The sequence below is a fragment of the Pseudomonas sp. R32 genome, from assembly GCF_009866705.1.
Lineage (GTDB): Bacteria > Pseudomonadota > Gammaproteobacteria > Pseudomonadales > Pseudomonadaceae > Aquipseudomonas > Aquipseudomonas donghuensis.
The window spans coordinates 1,375,770-1,391,025 of the sequence record NZ_CP019396.1; the positions used below are offsets into that span (position 1 = coordinate 1,375,770).

Below are 15,256 nucleotides of genomic sequence, written 5' to 3' on the forward strand. Positions count from 1 at the left end.
TAAAAGCCCATGGCCCGAGTTCGCCACAAACGCAAGCCGGTCGCCGAAATGAACGTGGTGCCATACATCGACGTGATGCTGGTACTGCTGGTGATTTTCATGGTGACCGCACCGATGCTCAACCAGGGCGTGAAGGTCGACCTGCCCAAGGTTTCCAGCGAAGCCTTGCCGCAGGACAACAACACCCAGGTCCTGACCATTTCGATCAAGGCTGACAAGACCTACTACTGGAACCTTGGCAGCGAAGTCGACACCGACAAGCAGATGGACAAGGCCATGACCTTGCCGCAAATGACCGACGCCGTGACCAAGATCATCGGCGCCGGCCGTGACCAGGGCAAGCAGACCCAGGTCTTCATCCGTGGCGACAAGTCCGTCGACTACGGTGCGGTCATGGGTGCCATGGGCGGGTTGCAGAAGGCAGGTGTCGGTAACGTTGGCCTGATTACCGAGGCGCCCTGATGCAACAGCGAGAGCCATCCGCCTCGGAAAGCTATTTCTGGCCCAGCGTCTGGGCCATTGCGCTGCACGTTCTGGTGTTCGGCATGCTGTTCGTCAGTTTTGCCATGACCCCGGAACTGCCGCCGGCCAAGCCTATTGTCCAGGCAACCCTGTACCAGCTCAAATCCAAGAGTCAGGCCACCACTCAGACCAATCAGAAGATTGCCGGTGAAGCCAAGAAGACTGCTTCGCGTCAAACCGAAGAAGAGCAGATGGAGCAGAAGAAGGTCGAGCAGCAGGCAGTGAAGGCTGCGGAACAAAAGAAAGAAGAAGCGGCTCAAAAGGCCGAAGAGGCGCGAGCCGAAGCCGAAGCGAAAAAAGCCGAACAAGCCGAGAAGGCTGAAGAAGCGAAGAAAACCGCCGAAGCCAAGAAGGCCGAAGAGGCGAAAAAGGCCGCCGAGAAGCAACAGGCCGACATCGCCAAGAAGAAGGCCGAAGAGGAAGCCAAGAAAAAGGCTGACGAAGAGGCCAAGAAGCAGGCGGCTGAAGAAGCCAAGAAAAAAGCAGCCGAGGACGCCAAGAAGAAGGCGGCCGAGGATGCCAAGAAGAAAGCAGTGGCCGAAGAAGCGAAGAAGAAGGCCGCTGAAGACGCCAAGAAGAAAGCTGCAGCCGATGCGGCCAAGAAGAAGGCACAGGATGCAGCCCGCAAGGCGGCGGAAGACAAGAAAGCCCAGGCCCTGGCCGAGCTTCTGTCCGACACCACCGAACGGCAGCAAGCCCTGGCTGACGAGCAGGGTGATCAGGTAGCCGGCGACTTCGACGATCTGATTCGTGCACGTGCGGCCGAGGGTTGGGCACGTCCACCTTCTGCGCGCAAGAACATGACGGTGGTCCTGCAGATCGGCATGTTGCCGGATGGCACCATTACCTCGGTGAGCGTAGCCCGCTCCAGTGGTGACGGTCCGTTTGACAGCTCGGCTGTGGCAGCGGTCAAGAACATTGGTCGTTTAACCGAAATGCAGGGCTTGAAACCGAGCGAATTCAATCCCTATCGTTCATTCAAGATGACATTCACACCTGAGGATCTAGCCTTGTGATTAACCTTCTTCGAGGACTGCTGGTCGTTCTCTGCTGCGCAGCAGGGTTGGCCGTAGCAGATGAAAAGAACATTCTGGTCACCAGCGGTAGCGATCGCGCCACGCCGATCGCCGTCGTGCCGTTCGGTCTGCAGGGCGGCAGCGTGCTGCCTGAAGACATGGCTGACATCATTGGTAATGACCTGCGCAACTCCGGTTATTACTCGCCGATCCCTCGGCAGAACATGATCAGCCAGCCGAGCCAGGCCAGCGAAGTGATCTTCCGCGACTGGAAAGCCCTGGGCGCCCAGTACGTGATGGTCGGCAGCATTGTGCCAGCGGGCGGTCGCCTGCAGGTGCAGTACACCCTGTTCAACGTCGCCACCGAGCAGCAAGTGCTGACCGGCAGCGTCTCGGGCGGCGTCGATCAACTGCGCGACATGTCGCACTACATCGCCGACCAGTCGTTCGAAAAACTCACCGGCATCAAGGGTGCGTTCTCCACCCGCATGCTCTACGTGACCGCCGAGCGCTTCTCGACCAACAACACCCGTTACACCCTGCAGCGTTCGGACTACGACGGTGCGCGGGCGGTAACCCTGCTGCAATCGCGTGAGCCGATCCTGTCGCCGCGCTTTGCACCAGACGGCAAGCGTATTGCCTACGTGTCGTTCGAGCAGAAGCGTCCGCGCATCTTCGTTCAGCACATCGATACCGGCCGCCGTGAGCAGATCACCAACTTCGAAGGCCTCAACGGTGCGCCAGCCTGGTCGCCGGATGGTTCGCGCCTGGCGTTCGTGCTGTCCAAGGACGGTAACCCGGACATCTACGTGATGAACATGGGCTCGCGCCAGCTGTCGCGCGTGACTGCAGGTCCTGGTATCAATACCGAACCGTTCTGGGGTAAAGATGGCTCGACTATCTACTTCACCTCCGACCGTGGTGGTAAACCACAAATCTACAAAACCAATGTTTCCGGCGGTGGTGCAGAGCGGGTAACTTTTGTGGGTAACTACAACGCCAACCCTAAACTGTCGGCGGATGAAAAGACCCTGGTGATGATTCATCGCCAACAAGGTTTCACCAACTTCAAAGTGGCTGCACAAGATTTGCAACGCGGTAGTGTAAAGATTCTCTCCGAGACCAGTCTTGATGAGTCACCCACTGTTGCGCCCAACGGCACCATGCTAATCTACGCCACCCGCCAGCAGGGCCGGGGAGTCTTGATGCTCGTCTCTCTCAATGGACGCGTGAGGCTCCCGCTTCCTACCGCTCAAGGCGAAGTCAGAGAACCGTCCTGGTCCCCTTACCTGAACTGACGCGGCGCTTTACGTTTTACTTAACACACTGGGGTTCATTAGGAGTTTCACGATGGAAATGCTGAAGTTTGGTAAGTTTGCTGCGCTGGCTCTGGCCATGGCCGTAGCTGTAGGTTGCTCCTCCAAGGGCGGTGATGACGCTGGCCAAGGCCAAGTCGATCCTAACGCTGGCTACGGTGCCAACACTGGCGCTGTTGACGGCAGCCTGAGCGAAGAAGCTGCTCTGCGCGCAATCACCACCTTCTACTTCGAATACGACAGCTCGGACCTGAAGCCAGAAGCCATGCGCGCTCTGGACGTTCATGCCAAGGACCTGAAAGCCAACGGCGCTCGCGTCGTGCTGGAAGGTAACACCGACGAGCGTGGTACTCGCGAATACAACATGGCTCTGGGCGAGCGTCGTGCGAAAGCCGTTCAACGCTACCTGGTTCTGCAAGGCGTTTCTCCTGCCCAGCTGGAACTGGTTTCCTACGGCGAAGAGCGTCCAGTTGCTACCGGCAACGACGAGCAGTCCTGGGCTCAGAACCGTCGCGTCGAACTGCGTAAGTAATTCGATATGCGAACGTGCCGTCGTGCTGTAACCGTCCTGGCTCTCACCCTGCCTCTCATGGCCTGGGCTGAGGTTCCTGTTGTTGATGACAACGCAGGCTATAGCGGCGCAAGCAGCTATCCACCTGCGGGTTATGGTACGAACGGCGCCTATGCCGGGGGAGGGGTTACGGCCCCTGCCTCGGCACAGGGCCAGCTGTTCATGCAACTGCAGCAAATGCAGGAGCAGATTGCGCGTCAACAAGGCATCATTGAAGAGCTGCAAAATGATGTATCACGCATGAAACAGGAGAGCCTGGAGCGTTACCAGGACCTGGATCGGCGTATCGGAAGCGGTGTAGCACCTGCCGCGACTCCGACCAATTCCCCTACCGGTGGCGAAGCCGCTGCCGGTGCTGCTGCAGGCGCCGCCGCCGGTGCTGCCGCCGGCCAACTGCCTGCCGCCAGCAGCGAACCTGGTGATCCGGCGAAAGAGAAGCTCTACTACGACGCTGCTTTCGACCTGATCAAAGCCAAGGATTTCGACAAGGCCAGCCAGGCGTTCAACGCCTTCCTGCGCAAATACCCGAACAGTCAGTACGCCGGCAACGCCCAGTACTGGCTCGGTGAAGTAAACCTGGCCAAGGGCGACCTGCAAGCTGCAGGGCAAGCCTTCGCCAAGGTCAGCCAGCTGTATCCCAAGCACAACAAGGTGCCGGACTCGCTGTACAAGCTGGCCGATGTAGAACGCCGCCTGGGTCACACCGACCGGGTCAAGGGCATTCTCCAGCAGGTGGTTACCCAGTACCCGGGGACCTCGGCTGCACAACTGGCCCAGCGTGACCTGCAAAAGCTCTGAACCAGCCGTTTTAGAAGAAACCCGCGCTAGTCGCGGGTTTTTTCGTTAGAATCATTGCCCTTTTATGAAACACGCTGCTGCGAACTACGCGATGACGGGTTCTCAGCGGTGCCTGACGGAGGCGGACAGCCTGTTTAGCTGTTACGCCCGTGGCGACTATGCAAGACACATTACGTATCACCGAAGTTTTTTACTCTTTGCAGGGTGAAACTCGTACCGCTGGGCTGCCCACGGTATTCGTCCGCCTCACCGGCTGCCCGTTGCGTTGCCAGTATTGCGACAGCGAATACGCCTTCAGCGGCGGCAGCATCCGCACCCTCGATTCGATCCTCGACCAGGTCGCCGGTTACAAGCCGCGCTACGTGTGCGTCACCGGTGGTGAGCCGCTGGCCCAGCCCAATGCCATTCCTTTGCTCAAGCAGTTGTGTGACGCCGGTTACGACGTTTCGCTGGAGACCAGTGGCGCCCTGGATATTTCCAAGGTCGACACCCGGGTCAGCCGCGTCGTCGACCTCAAGACCCCAGGCTCGGAGGAAGTGCACCGCAACCGTTACGAGAACATCGAACTGCTGACCCCCAACGATCAGGTCAAGTTCGTTATCTGTTCCCGTGAAGACTATGACTGGGCGGTGTCCAAACTCATTCAGTACGGCCTGGAAAAACGCGCCGGCGAAGTGCTGTTCTCGCCAAGCCACCATCAGGTGAACGCCACCGACCTGGCCGACTGGATCGTGGCCGATAATTTGCCGGTTCGCTTTCAGATGCAGCTGCACAAGCTGCTGTGGAACGACGAACCGGGACGCTGACAGGAGTGATGCAATGACTGAGAAACGTGCGGTAATTCTGCTTTCCGGCGGCCTGGACTCGGCCACCGTGGTTGCCATGGCCAAGGCCGAAGGCTATAGCTGCTACACCATGAGCTTCGATTACGGCCAGCGCCATCGCGCTGAGCTGAACGCCGCCGCGCGGGTTGCCCGTGACCTGGGCGTGGTCGAGCACAAGGTCATTGGCCTGAACCTGGACGGTATTGGCGGTTCGGCCCTGACCGATAGCAGCATCGATGTACCCGAGGCGCCGAGCGAGGGCATCCCGGTCACCTACGTGCCTGCGCGCAATACGGTGTTCCTGTCCCTGGCCCTGGGCTGGGCAGAGGTGCTTGAGGCCCGCGATATCTTCATCGGCGTCAACGCCGTGGATTATTCCGGCTACCCGGATTGCCGTCCTGAGTTCGTCGAGGCTTTCGAGCGCATGGCAAATCTTGCCACCAAAGCCGGTGTCGAAGGGCGAGGCTTTCGCATCCAGGCACCGCTGCAGAACCTCAGCAAGGCGCAGATCGTCCAGGCCGGCATGGCCCGTGGGGTCGATTACAGCCTGACCGTTTCTTGCTATCAGGCCGATGGTGAAGGCCGTGCCTGCGGTAAATGCGACAGCTGCCGCCTGCGCGCCGAGGGCTTCAAAGCCGCCGGTGTAGAGGACCCGACCCGATATTTTTAAATTATTTTGCGATGGGGTGTTGATTTCCTGTTAGAAATCAGTATTATACGCGCCATCCAACGGGTCGTTAGCTCAGTTGGTAGAGCAGTTGGCTTTTAACCAATTGGTCGTAGGTTCGAATCCTACACGACCCACCATACGCTGTAAGAGAAAGCCCGCGTCCTGCAAAGGTCGCGGGCTTTTTCGTTTCTGTGGGAGCGGGCTTGCCCCGCGATTGCGATATGAAGGACATTCGCAATCGCGAGGCAGGTTGCACCCTCGCTCCTACCAATCAGAACGCGTAGGTCGCCGAGAGAATCGCCGAACGCGCATCGCCATACTCGATTGCCGAAGAACGTGCCCCGGTACCGTTTTGCTGACGAACACGTTCGACATAGTCCTTGTTGAACAGGTTGTTGACGTTCAGCTGCAGATCCAGGTCCTCGTTGACCCGGTACGCCACCATCGCATTGTGCAGCCAATAGGCGTCAAGCTTGGCGCTGGTGCTGGAGGTCACGTTGCGTTCGCTGACGTAGCGCGCGCCATAGCCCAGGGTCCAGCCAGCAGGCAGCTCGTAGGTGGTCCACAGGTTGAGCGAGCGTGGCGGGGTGTTGCCCAGCGCCTGGCCTTCACGGGCAATACCGGCTGCGGTGTCGGCGGCCTTGAGGGTTTCACTGTCGAGGAAGGTGTAGTTGGCGAACACATCCCACTGTTCAGTGATGTGCCCGGTCACGCCGACTTCCACGCCCTGTACGCGCTGCTTGCCGGCCAGTTGGGTCGAGCCGTCGGCCATGGTTTCGCGCGCGTTGGTCTTCTCGACGCGAAACAGGGCGGCGTCCAGCTCCAGGCGTTTGTCGAGCAACTCCCATTTGGTGCCCAGTTCCCAGGTCTGGTTTTTCTCCGGGGCGAGGTTTTCAGTGGTAGCACTCAGGCCGCCACCGGTGGAGGCCAGGCTTTCGGCGGAGGGGTTGAAGGAGTTGCCCCAAGCCAGGTAGATGCGCCCATTCTCAGTCGGCTTGTAGACCAGCCCGGCGCGGCCACTGAGTTTCTCGTCGGTCGATTCGAAGTCGGAGGTGCGCACGCGGGCGGCGTCGTACCCCTGGGCCTCGCCTTTGAACATGTCGTAGCGCAGCCCCAGGTTCAGGTCCCATTGCTCATGCAGGGCAATCGTGTCGAACACGTACAGCGCCTGGTTGTTCAGCTCGGTCTCGGTGTAGCCGCTGGTGGCCTTGTTGGCCGGCCCCGACCAATACCCCGGCGGGTTGCTCAGGTCGTAGCCGTTGGCAGGGTACAGGGCGTTGCTCAGCCCATAGCCGTAGGTTTTCAGGTCCAGGGTTTCACGTGACACTTCAATGCCGCTGACCAGGTCGTGACGCATGCCCAGCACGTTGAAGTTGCTGATCAGGTTGGTCTGGTTAATCCACATTTCGGTGGTCGCGTCGCGGCCATAGCCTTGCGGGCCTGCGGGGCGGTAACGGCCCGGGGGGACGCCGGTGGTATTGACGTGGGAAGCGGATACCGTGGTATCGCGGGCGATATGGCTGTAGCGCGTGAGGTTCTGCAGGCGCAGGTTGTCGTTGAAATCATGCTCGAAGTTGGCGGTCAGCGAGCTCTGCTCGATCTCTTCCTTGTCGAGGTTCCTCCAGCCGAAATAGTCGTCGCGGTTAACCCCTGCCAGGCGTTTGCCGTCCAGGGCCGGTACGCCGTAGTCAGGCAGGTTGTCATCGACCTGGTGGAAGGCGCTCAGGGTCAGGAGCGTGGACTCGCTCAGGCCCAGGCGCAGGGACGGCGCGACACCCCAGCGTTCCCGGTCGATCTGCTCGCGACCGGCGACATCGTTCTGGTGGCCCATGAGGTTGATGCGAAATGCGCTGTCTTGCCCCACGCCTTCCAGCGGCTGGTTGCTGTCCAGGGTCATGCGGTAGTAGTTGTCGGTACCGACGCTGCCGCCCAGGCGGGTAAATGCCTGGTTCTGGGGCTGCTTGCTGATGATGTTGATGCTACCGCCGGTAGTGCCGGCACCGCCGAACACCGAGTTGGGGCCCTTGATGACTTCGACCTGCTCGATGTTGAAGGTGTCGGTGCGGTTGGTCTGCGCACTGTCGCGCAGGCCGTCGATCTGGATGTTGCTGTTGGCCGAGAAGCCGCGGATGTTGATGCTGTCGCCCGAACCGCCGCCGCCTTCGCCAGCGTTGAAGGTGATGCCGGAGACGTTGGACAGCACCTGGCGCAGGCTCAGGGCCTGCTGCTCCTTGATGACCTGGGAAGGCACCACGGTGATGGTTTGTGGCGTGTCGAGCAGTGATGTGGCGTACTTGCTCGAGGCCGAATGTTCGGTCTTGTAGTCACCGCCAGCCTGGGCGTCGACGTTGATGTTGTCCAGCTGTAGGGGGGAGGACGGTGCTTTGTCGGCGACGGCATAGCTTGAGACCGAGGCGACAGCCAGGCCGATTGCCGAAGCCATGAAGGGGCGGGAGGAACGACCGGGGGTGAGTTCGCGTGTCATGGGCGGAGCTACCTACACAAATAAAAACGCTGTTGTTTATGAGAATTATTAACAGATACGTTTTTATGATAAGCGCCCTTGAAGCTTCAGTTTCACGCTCAGTTGTAACAAATAATTTCAAAAAACGGCTGCCCACGACCTTCAGCTGTCGCGGGCCCGTTCAAGGCCTCAGTGCACGTGCTGGCGCAGAAATGTTTCCATGCGTTCAGCTTCGGCCAGGTACTGTTCGAAACCGAGATTGCTGTACAGCTTGCCAGCCTTGATCCGCTTGGCGTCGCGACGCTGCTGCTCGGCGCGCTCGACCAGCGCTTTGCGCAACGCGTCGGCACTGGCCTGCGATGCTTCAAGCAGTGGTCGGGCCATGACTTCGGCGCTTTCCATGTGGCCCTGGGCAACGGCGCTCAGCACGGCGTTGGGGTCGCTCAAGGCACCCATGTCCAGCAAGCGGCAAGCCAATGCCGGAGTCACCTGGGCAGCCGCCACCAAGAGCGTGTCGGCTTGCACCGGGATGCCCTGGTCGAGCAACCAGTTGGCCGCTGCCAGGTGCCCGTGCTGCAGGCAGCACTCCAGGCTGGCGGCGTGCCCGCGCAGCGCCTCGCTCAGGTCGCAGCCGGCTTTGCGCAGGGCGTCCAGACGCTCGATGTCGCCGTGTTCGGCGGCATCGAGCATCGCCAGTTGGCGCAAGCGGGGCTGGTTGGCGAGGCTGCCGTCAGCCAGTGCCGGGCGCCAGTCCAGCACCCGTTGACGCAGCAATGCCGCCAGTCGGGCCTTGAGCGCCATGCCCGCTTCGCCGTCATTGTCCAGTTCATCCAGCGCTTCAAGCAGTTCGCTGGCGCTGCTGTATTCAGTCTCTGGGTCGAAGGGATCTGCTTCGTAGGCCAGCAGGCGCAACAGCGCGCCGACGTCATCGGCGATGCGGGCAAGGCTGTCCTGGTGCAGGCTGCCGGCCCAGGCTGGCGGCAGTCCACGGCTCCAGGCAATCACTGCGCCGTACTCGGGCCCTGGGGTGACGCACACGTACAGGCGTTCCAGGTACTCGAAACCACCGAACGGCAGGTAGTCCAGCTTGCCGCTCCATGGGTGCCCCGCTGCGCGGGCGGCTTCTTCGGCCTGCTCCAGTTCGTGCTCGATCCAGCCCCAAAGGTCGCGATAACCGTCGCTGCCCGGATAGAACAGTTCGCTGAAGGAAAACGGATGACGGTGGCCGTTGTAGACCACCTCCAGGTCATAGCCCACGCGACCGCCAAAGCAGGTTTGCCACAATCGCAGCAGTTGCTCAGGCACTGGGCCGTTCAGGTGGGTTTCGAGTCGGGCCAGGTTGGCTGCGTCAATGGGCGGTTGAGTGTCGAAGATCACGCAACCCTCGAACAGGGCCAGATGGTGGTCCTGCAACAGCTGACGTTCGGCGGGGGAGAGGTCCATTCGTGGTCCACCTTCAGATTGGGCCGCAGACTCTAGCACGCTATTAAACCGTCATTGTATTGCCCGCGTCCGTCACGCCGAATCGATCTAAACGCCACGGATGAGCGGGGTAAAATGGTATCGACGCTGTAGCGCAGGAGTCATGGCAATGAAATCCTTCAGCACACTTGCGTTAATCACTGCACTGGCCGCGGTACTGCAGGGCTGGCCTGCTCTGCAATTGCAGGCTGCGCAGTACCAGGAGCCGATTGACACGTCCGGGGTCAACCTGCAGCCTCAAGAGCAGAATGGCGTGAGCTACCTCACCGGCGGTATTGGTCTTGATGAGTCTCGGGCTATTCAGCAGGTCCAGGGCTACAACCTGCATCTGACCTTCTCGACCGGCCCGCAGAACGAGTATGCGCCGGACGTCGACCTGACGATTCAAGGGGGGCAGGGGCAAGCCCTGCTGCAACTGAATCAGGTTGGGCCGATGGTCTACGTCAAGCTGCCGCCGGGCAGATACAACCTGGTCGCCTCGCGTAATGGCGAGCAGCAGTTGAGCACAGTCACCCTTGTTCCGGGTCAGACTGGCAAGGTGAACCTGCACTGGAACCAGGTAAACTGAGCGGCGCCGGCACCCGGTTGGCCAGCAGTATGCCAAGGATCACCAGGGTGCCGCCGGCCAGCATGGCACCGGTCAGTTGCTCACCCAGCAGCAAGGCGCCGGCGACCACGGCGGTCAGCGGGTTGAGGGCGATGAAGCTGCCGGCCCGGGTCGGACCGATTTTAGCGATGGCATCGTAGTACATCACGTATGCCAGCGCGGAACCCACAGCCCCGAGATAGGCCAGGCTGAGGAGGTCGCGCGCCGTCAGCGCGCGTAGCGACGCGATGCTCATGCTGCCGTTGAGCGTAGCGTGCACACTGAGCATCGCCGCCCCGGCGAACACTGCATAGGTCACGGTGTGCAGCGCACCGATCTGTGTCACCACGCGGGTGCAGAAGACACTGAAGATCACCCAGCTCAGTACACAGCCGAAAATCAACCCATCGCCGATCCCGTTGCCCTGGCCGAGCGCCCCGGGGGCTCGGGCCAGCACCACCCAGCCGGCGCCCAGCAGGCACAGGGCGACGCCCAGCAGTTGGGCCCTGCCCAGGCGTTGCCTGAAGCACAGGTAGGCGACGATCGCCATGACGGCAGGATTGGTCGCAACGATCAGTGAGGCTCTGGAGGCGTCCGTGTACTGCAAGCCGTGGAAGAAGAACAGGGTATAGGCATAGATCCCGAAAAAGCCCAGCCCCACGATGTGCACGAGCTGCGCTGTGTTGACCCGCACCAAGCCTTGTTTCGAAACCATCAGGATGAGCACCAGCACCGCACTAGCGAGGATGAAGCGCAGGCTGCCGAGAAACAGCGGGTCGATACCGCTGGCAAGGGCGCGTCCGGCGACAAAGGTGCCGCCCCAGATCATCGCGACCAGTGAGAGTTTCAGAAAGGTGCAAGCGTGAGTTGGCATGGGCGGCCCTGGCTGACGATGTGGCGTCGATACGCCATACTTGATCGAATGCCAACTCATAGGGAAATGAGCAAACGCTCATGGGGCTGCTACCGATGACCTTGACCCAGCTGGAAATTTTCGCCGTGGTGGCGGCGCGTAAAGGCTTTACCCTCGCGGCGGCGCAACTGAACATCTCGCAATCCGGTGTTTCCCACGCTATTCGCGCCCTGGAGCAGGAGCTGGGCGTGGCCTTGTTCGAACGCCAGCAGGGCCGGATCGAACTGACAGATATTGGCAGCCGCTTGCTGCAACGGGCGCAAGCGATGCTTGGCCTGGCCGAAACCATGCGCCAGGAGGCCCTGGATGCGCGAGGGATGAAGCAGGGCACGCTGCGCATCGGTTCGTTCGGGCCGACGGCGTCGGTGCGTTTGTTGCCGGCGATACTCAAGGCTTACCGCCAGGCCTACCCTGGCATCGAAGTGCATGTCGACGAGGGCCCGGATCGCCAGGTGTTGCAATGGTTGCAGGAGCGGCGCATCGATATCGGTTTCGTGGTGCTGCCTGAAGAGCAGCTCGACACCTATCCGTTGCTGGAAGACCAGATGGTCGCGCTGCTGCCTGTTGATCATGCGCTGGCGCAGCAACCGGCGGTGACCCTCCAGCAGCTTTGCCGCGATCCCTTCGTGCTGACCGAGGCCGGGTCCGCCGAGATCGTCTCGCGCCTGTTTCTCAGCGCCAGGCTGCAACCACGCATTCGCTACCGCACCTCACAACTGCTCAGCACCCTGGAGATGGTCGCCAGCGGTGAAGGCTTGAGCATCGTGGCCCAGGCGTCCCTGCCGCTGAGCACGACCCTGGAGTACGTGCAACGCCCGCTCGATCCGCAGGTCAGGCGCACGGTGGGGCTGGCGGTGGTCGATGAGCGAATCATCTCGCCAGCGACCCGCGCCTTTATCGAACTTGCACGGACTTTGCCGCGTAATGTCGCCGACTGATTTATAGTAGCGCCCTCGTCAATGGCGTCTCCGGGAAAAGGAAGTGGTGTGTTTTTCAGGTTTGTTCTGATCGCCGTAATGCTGGCGATGTCCGCATGCAGTTCGCATTCCCCAAGCCCCGGTCCTTCTGCCAACAAAGTCGTGGCCGGCACCTACAAGGTCAAGCGCGGCGATACCCTGTATTCGATCGCTTCGCGTCATGGCTGGAGCTTCAAGGAGTTGGCGCGTTACAACGGCATCAGCGCGCCCTATGCGGTGAATGTCGGCCAGACCATCCGCTTTGGCGGTGCAAGAACCGCCACACGGACCACCACGAGCACCGCTAGCGCCAGCAAGGCAAGACCCGTGGCGCCCGCCACCAAGGTCACCTTGCGCGGGTGGGCGTGGCCGCTGCAGGGCACGGTGATCCGCCGCTACTCGTCCGCCGACAAGCTCAACAAGGGCATCCGCATCGCCGCCACACCGGGCCAGCCGGTGTACGCCAGCCTCGGCGGCAAGGTAGCGTTCGCGACGAACATCCGTGGTTACGGCAACCTGATTATCCTCCAGCACGGCACCTCCCATGCCAGCGTCTACGGTCACAACAGCAAGTTGCTGGTCAAGGAAGGCCAGACCGTCAGCAAGGGCCAGAAGATCGCCGAAGCCGGCGACCTGGATACCGACCGGGTGCAGCTGTACTTCGAGATCCGCCAGAACGGCAAGCCGATCGATCCGCTGAGCGTGTTGCCGGCGGCCGGCTGAGTCAGCCCAGCACCTCACGCAGGCGGTACCAGAACATCCCCAGGGCCAGCAGTGGCGAGCGCAGGGCCTTGCCACCGGGGAAGGTCAGGTGCGGTACGGCGCTGAACACATCCAGGCCCTGGCTGTGCCCGGCATGAATGGCCTCGGCCAATAGCCGCGCGGTCCAATGGCTGACGTTCAGGCCATGGCCGCTGTAGCCCTGGGCGTAGAACACGTTCGGGTGCTGTTGCAGGCGGCCGACCTGGGGGAAGCGATTGGCGGTGATGCCGATCTTGCCACCCCATTGAAAGTCGATGCGGGTGTGCGCCAGTTGCGGGAATACCTTGAGCATCTTCGGCTTCATGTAGGCGGCGATATCCACGGGGTCGCGCCCGGAGTAGTGGCAGGCGCCACCGAACAGCAGACGCCGGTCGGCAGACAGCCGATAGTAGTCCAGACCGACCTTCTGGTCGCACAGCGACAGGTTCTGCGGGATCAATTGCTCAGCCTGCGCCTGTGACAACGGCTCGGTGGCGATGATGTAGCTGCCGGCGGGCAGCACCTTGCCGCTCAGGCGCGGCTCCAGTTCCTCCAGGTGGGCGTTGCAGGCCAGCACCAGGCTGCCGGCGCGCACCGTGCCGTGGGTGGTTTTTACCTGCACGGTGGCGCCATGGCTGATTTCCACCACCGGGCTCTGTTCGAAGAGGCGTACGCCGAGGGACGCGGCCACGCGCGCCTCGCCAAGCACCAGGTTGAGCGGATGCAGATGGCCCGAACCGCGATCGATCAGGCCGCCGGCATAGACGTCGGAGGCGACCACCTGGTGCATTTGCTCGGGTCCGACCAATTGCGTTTCATGGCGATAGTTCAGCTCGGCCAGGCTCTGCTGCTCGGCACGGAAGGCGACAAACTGCGCCGGGGTGTTGGCCAGTTCGCAAAAGCCCCAGCGCAGGTCGCAATCGATGCCGTGCGCGCGGATGCGCTCGGCCACTACTTCGACCGATTCGATGCCGGCGCGTTGCAGGTACTTCACCCCGTCCTGGCCGACGTAGCGGGCAAAGCCCTCGACCTCGTGGCCGATACCGCGAATCAGCTGGCCGCCGTTGCGACCGCTGGCGCCCCAGCCGATGTGCCGGGCTTCGAGGAGGATCACCGAGAGCCCGCGCTGGGCCAGTTCGATGGCGCAGTTGACCCCGGTAAAGCCGCCGCCGATCACGCAGACATCGGCCTGCAGTTCGGCGCCCAGGGCAGGGTAAGCCGCCAGGTTGTGGGCCGTGGCGCTGTAGTAGGAGCGGGCGTGTTCATAGGTGTGCTGGTTCATTTGTTCGACTTCACTTTGCTCCAGGAGCGGGTCATCAGGCGCATGATCGCCGGCGTCGGGGTGGTGGAGACATACAGCTTGTCCAGCACCTCTTGCGGCGGGTACACCTCGGGGTTGTTGACCAGCTGCGCATCCATGTACTGCTTGGCCGGCGGGTTGGCGTTGGCGTAGCCGACCACGCCGCTGACCTTGGCGATCACTTGCGGGTCGAGCAGGTAGTTGATGAAGGCATAGGCCTCTTTGCGGTTGCTGGCGTCGGAGGGGATGGCCAGCAGGTCGAACCACAGGTTGCTGCCTTCCTTGGGAATGGCGTAGGCGATGTTGACGCCGTTCTTGGCTTCCTTGGCGCGATTGGCGGCCTGGAACACGTCGCCTGAGTAACCGAAGGCCACGCAGATATCACCGTTGGCCAGGTCCGAGACGTATTTGGAGGAGTGGAAATAGGTGATATAGGGGCGCAGGGTCAGCAGTTTCGCCTCCGCCTTCTTGTAGTCTTCAGGGTTATTGCTGCGTGGGTCCATGCCCATGTAGTTGAGGATGGCCGGGAACAGCTCGTCGGCCGAATCCATGAACGACACGCCACACTGGCTGAGTTTTTTCAGGTTCTCAGGCTCGAACATCACTGCCCAGGAGTCGACGTGATCGACGCCCAGCACCTGCTTGACCTTGTCGACGTTGTAGCCGATGCCGTTGGTGCCCCACAGGTAGGGCACCGAATGCTGGTTGTCGGCGTCGTTCTCCTGCAGGGCCTTGAGCAGTACCGGGTCGAGGTTCTTCCAGTTCGGCAACTGCTCGCGGTCCAGTTTCACAAAGGCCCCGGCTTTGACCTGGCGGGCCAGAAAGTGGTTGGACGGCACCACCACGTCGTAGCCGGTGCGACCGGCCAGTAACTTGCCTTCCAGGGTTTCGTTGGAGTCGAACACGTCGTAGATGACCTTGATACCGGTGCTGCCCTGAAAGTCCGCCAGGGTGGTTTCACCGATGTAGTCGGTCCAGTTGTACACGCTGACACTGGGCTGGGCCTGGGCCGCGGCGCTGACCAGCAGCGCCAGGGTTGCAGTAACGACTGTTTTCATGGGACGCATATCGACACCTTTTCGAATTGTTGTTTTCGA

15 protein-coding genes and 1 tRNA gene are annotated in these 15,256 nt (G+C 61.3%); 11 read left to right on the forward strand and 5 right to left on the reverse strand.

Annotated features, from left to right (window positions below; all coding sequences use genetic code 11):
• The first annotated feature begins 9 nt into the window (after positions 1 to 9).
• From tolR to PspR32_RS06340, 8 genes are all read left to right on the forward strand, one after another.
• On the forward strand, positions 10 to 462 hold the full coding sequence (gene tolR, locus PspR32_RS06305) for a protein TolR (RefSeq protein WP_010223191.1): 453 nt from the start codon (positions 10 to 12) through the stop codon (positions 460 to 462).
• On the forward strand, positions 462 to 1,538 hold the full coding sequence (gene tolA / locus PspR32_RS06310) for a cell envelope integrity protein TolA (RefSeq protein ID WP_010223190.1): 1,077 nt from the start codon (positions 462 to 464) through the stop codon (positions 1,536 to 1,538). Before tolR ends, tolA begins: the two co-directional genes overlap by 1 nt.
• Entirely contained in the window at positions 1,535 to 2,836 is a 1,302-nt protein-coding gene (gene tolB / locus PspR32_RS06315) for a Tol-Pal system beta propeller repeat protein TolB (protein ID WP_010223189.1), read from the forward strand. The genes tolA and tolB overlap by 4 nt, the downstream gene beginning before the upstream one ends.
• A gap of 52 nt (positions 2,837 to 2,888) precedes the next feature.
• A complete protein-coding gene (gene pal / locus PspR32_RS06320) occupies positions 2,889 to 3,386 on the forward strand; it encodes a peptidoglycan-associated lipoprotein Pal (protein WP_159388220.1) in 498 nt (165 codons plus the stop codon).
• A gap of 6 nt (positions 3,387 to 3,392) precedes the next feature.
• Positions 3,393 to 4,223, forward strand: coding sequence for a tol-pal system protein YbgF (gene ybgF, locus PspR32_RS06325; RefSeq protein WP_159388221.1), 831 nt, complete (start codon positions 3,393 to 3,395; stop codon positions 4,221 to 4,223).
• A 158-nt stretch (positions 4,224 to 4,381) separates the two neighbouring features.
• The gene (queE, locus tag PspR32_RS06330) at positions 4,382 to 5,029 is read left to right on the forward strand and encodes a 7-carboxy-7-deazaguanine synthase QueE (protein WP_010223186.1); all 648 of its coding nucleotides are present in this window, start codon (positions 4,382 to 4,384) and stop codon (positions 5,027 to 5,029) included.
• A gap of 13 nt (positions 5,030 to 5,042) precedes the next feature.
• The gene (gene queC, locus PspR32_RS06335) at positions 5,043 to 5,717 is read left to right on the forward strand and encodes a 7-cyano-7-deazaguanine synthase QueC (protein WP_010223185.1); all 675 of its coding nucleotides are present in this window, start codon (positions 5,043 to 5,045) and stop codon (positions 5,715 to 5,717) included.
• 61 nt (positions 5,718 to 5,778) lie between these two features.
• Positions 5,779 to 5,854: transfer RNA gene (locus PspR32_RS06340), tRNA-Lys, on the forward strand.
• A gap of 134 nt (positions 5,855 to 5,988) precedes the next feature.
• On the opposite strand, the gene PspR32_RS06345 is transcribed toward PspR32_RS06340, so the two are convergent.
• Together PspR32_RS06345 and PspR32_RS06350 are read right to left on the reverse strand one after the other, a co-directional pair.
• A complete protein-coding gene (locus tag PspR32_RS06345; RefSeq protein WP_159388222.1) occupies positions 5,989 to 8,202 on the reverse strand; it encodes a TonB-dependent receptor in 2,214 nt (737 codons plus the stop codon).
• A 168-nt stretch (positions 8,203 to 8,370) separates the two neighbouring features.
• Complete coding sequence (locus PspR32_RS06350; protein ID WP_036994145.1) at positions 8,371 to 9,624, reverse strand: SMI1/KNR4 family protein; 1,254 nt, start codon at positions 9,622 to 9,624, stop codon at positions 8,371 to 8,373.
• A 148-nt stretch (positions 9,625 to 9,772) separates the two neighbouring features.
• Here PspR32_RS06350 and PspR32_RS06355 point away from each other — a divergent pair, with 148 nt between their 5' ends.
• Positions 9,773 to 10,231, forward strand: coding sequence for a hypothetical protein (locus PspR32_RS06355; RefSeq protein WP_036994147.1), 459 nt, complete (start codon positions 9,773 to 9,775; stop codon positions 10,229 to 10,231).
• Here PspR32_RS06355 and PspR32_RS06360 read toward each other — a convergent pair.
• Positions 10,173 to 11,123 carry a DMT family transporter gene (locus PspR32_RS06360; protein WP_174242289.1) on the reverse strand — a complete coding sequence of 317 codons (951 nt, stop codon included), beginning with the start codon at positions 11,121 to 11,123 and terminating at the stop codon, positions 10,173 to 10,175. The two genes, PspR32_RS06355 and PspR32_RS06360, sit on opposite strands and share 59 nt — an antisense overlap.
• Positions 11,124 to 11,218: 95 nt before the next feature.
• Here PspR32_RS06360 and PspR32_RS06365 point away from each other — a divergent pair, with 95 nt between their 5' ends.
• Positions 11,219 to 12,100 carry a LysR family transcriptional regulator gene (locus tag PspR32_RS06365; RefSeq protein ID WP_026001325.1) on the forward strand — a complete coding sequence of 294 codons (882 nt, stop codon included), beginning with the start codon at positions 11,219 to 11,221 and terminating at the stop codon, positions 12,098 to 12,100.
• A 48-nt stretch (positions 12,101 to 12,148) separates the two neighbouring features.
• A complete protein-coding gene (locus tag PspR32_RS06370; RefSeq protein WP_010223179.1) occupies positions 12,149 to 12,841 on the forward strand; it encodes a peptidoglycan DD-metalloendopeptidase family protein in 693 nt (230 codons plus the stop codon).
• A 1-nt stretch (position 12,842) separates the two neighbouring features.
• Here PspR32_RS06370 and PspR32_RS06375 read toward each other — a convergent pair whose 3' ends face one another.
• Positions 12,843 to 14,141, reverse strand: a complete 1,299-nt coding sequence (locus PspR32_RS06375) for an NAD(P)/FAD-dependent oxidoreductase (RefSeq protein WP_159388223.1) — start codon at positions 14,139 to 14,141, stop codon at positions 12,843 to 12,845.
• Positions 14,138 to 15,226, reverse strand: a complete 1,089-nt coding sequence (locus tag PspR32_RS06380; protein WP_159388224.1) for a polyamine ABC transporter substrate-binding protein — start codon at positions 15,224 to 15,226, stop codon at positions 14,138 to 14,140. Before PspR32_RS06380 ends, PspR32_RS06375 begins: the two co-directional genes overlap by 4 nt.
• Positions 15,227 to 15,256 lie beyond the last annotated feature (30 nt).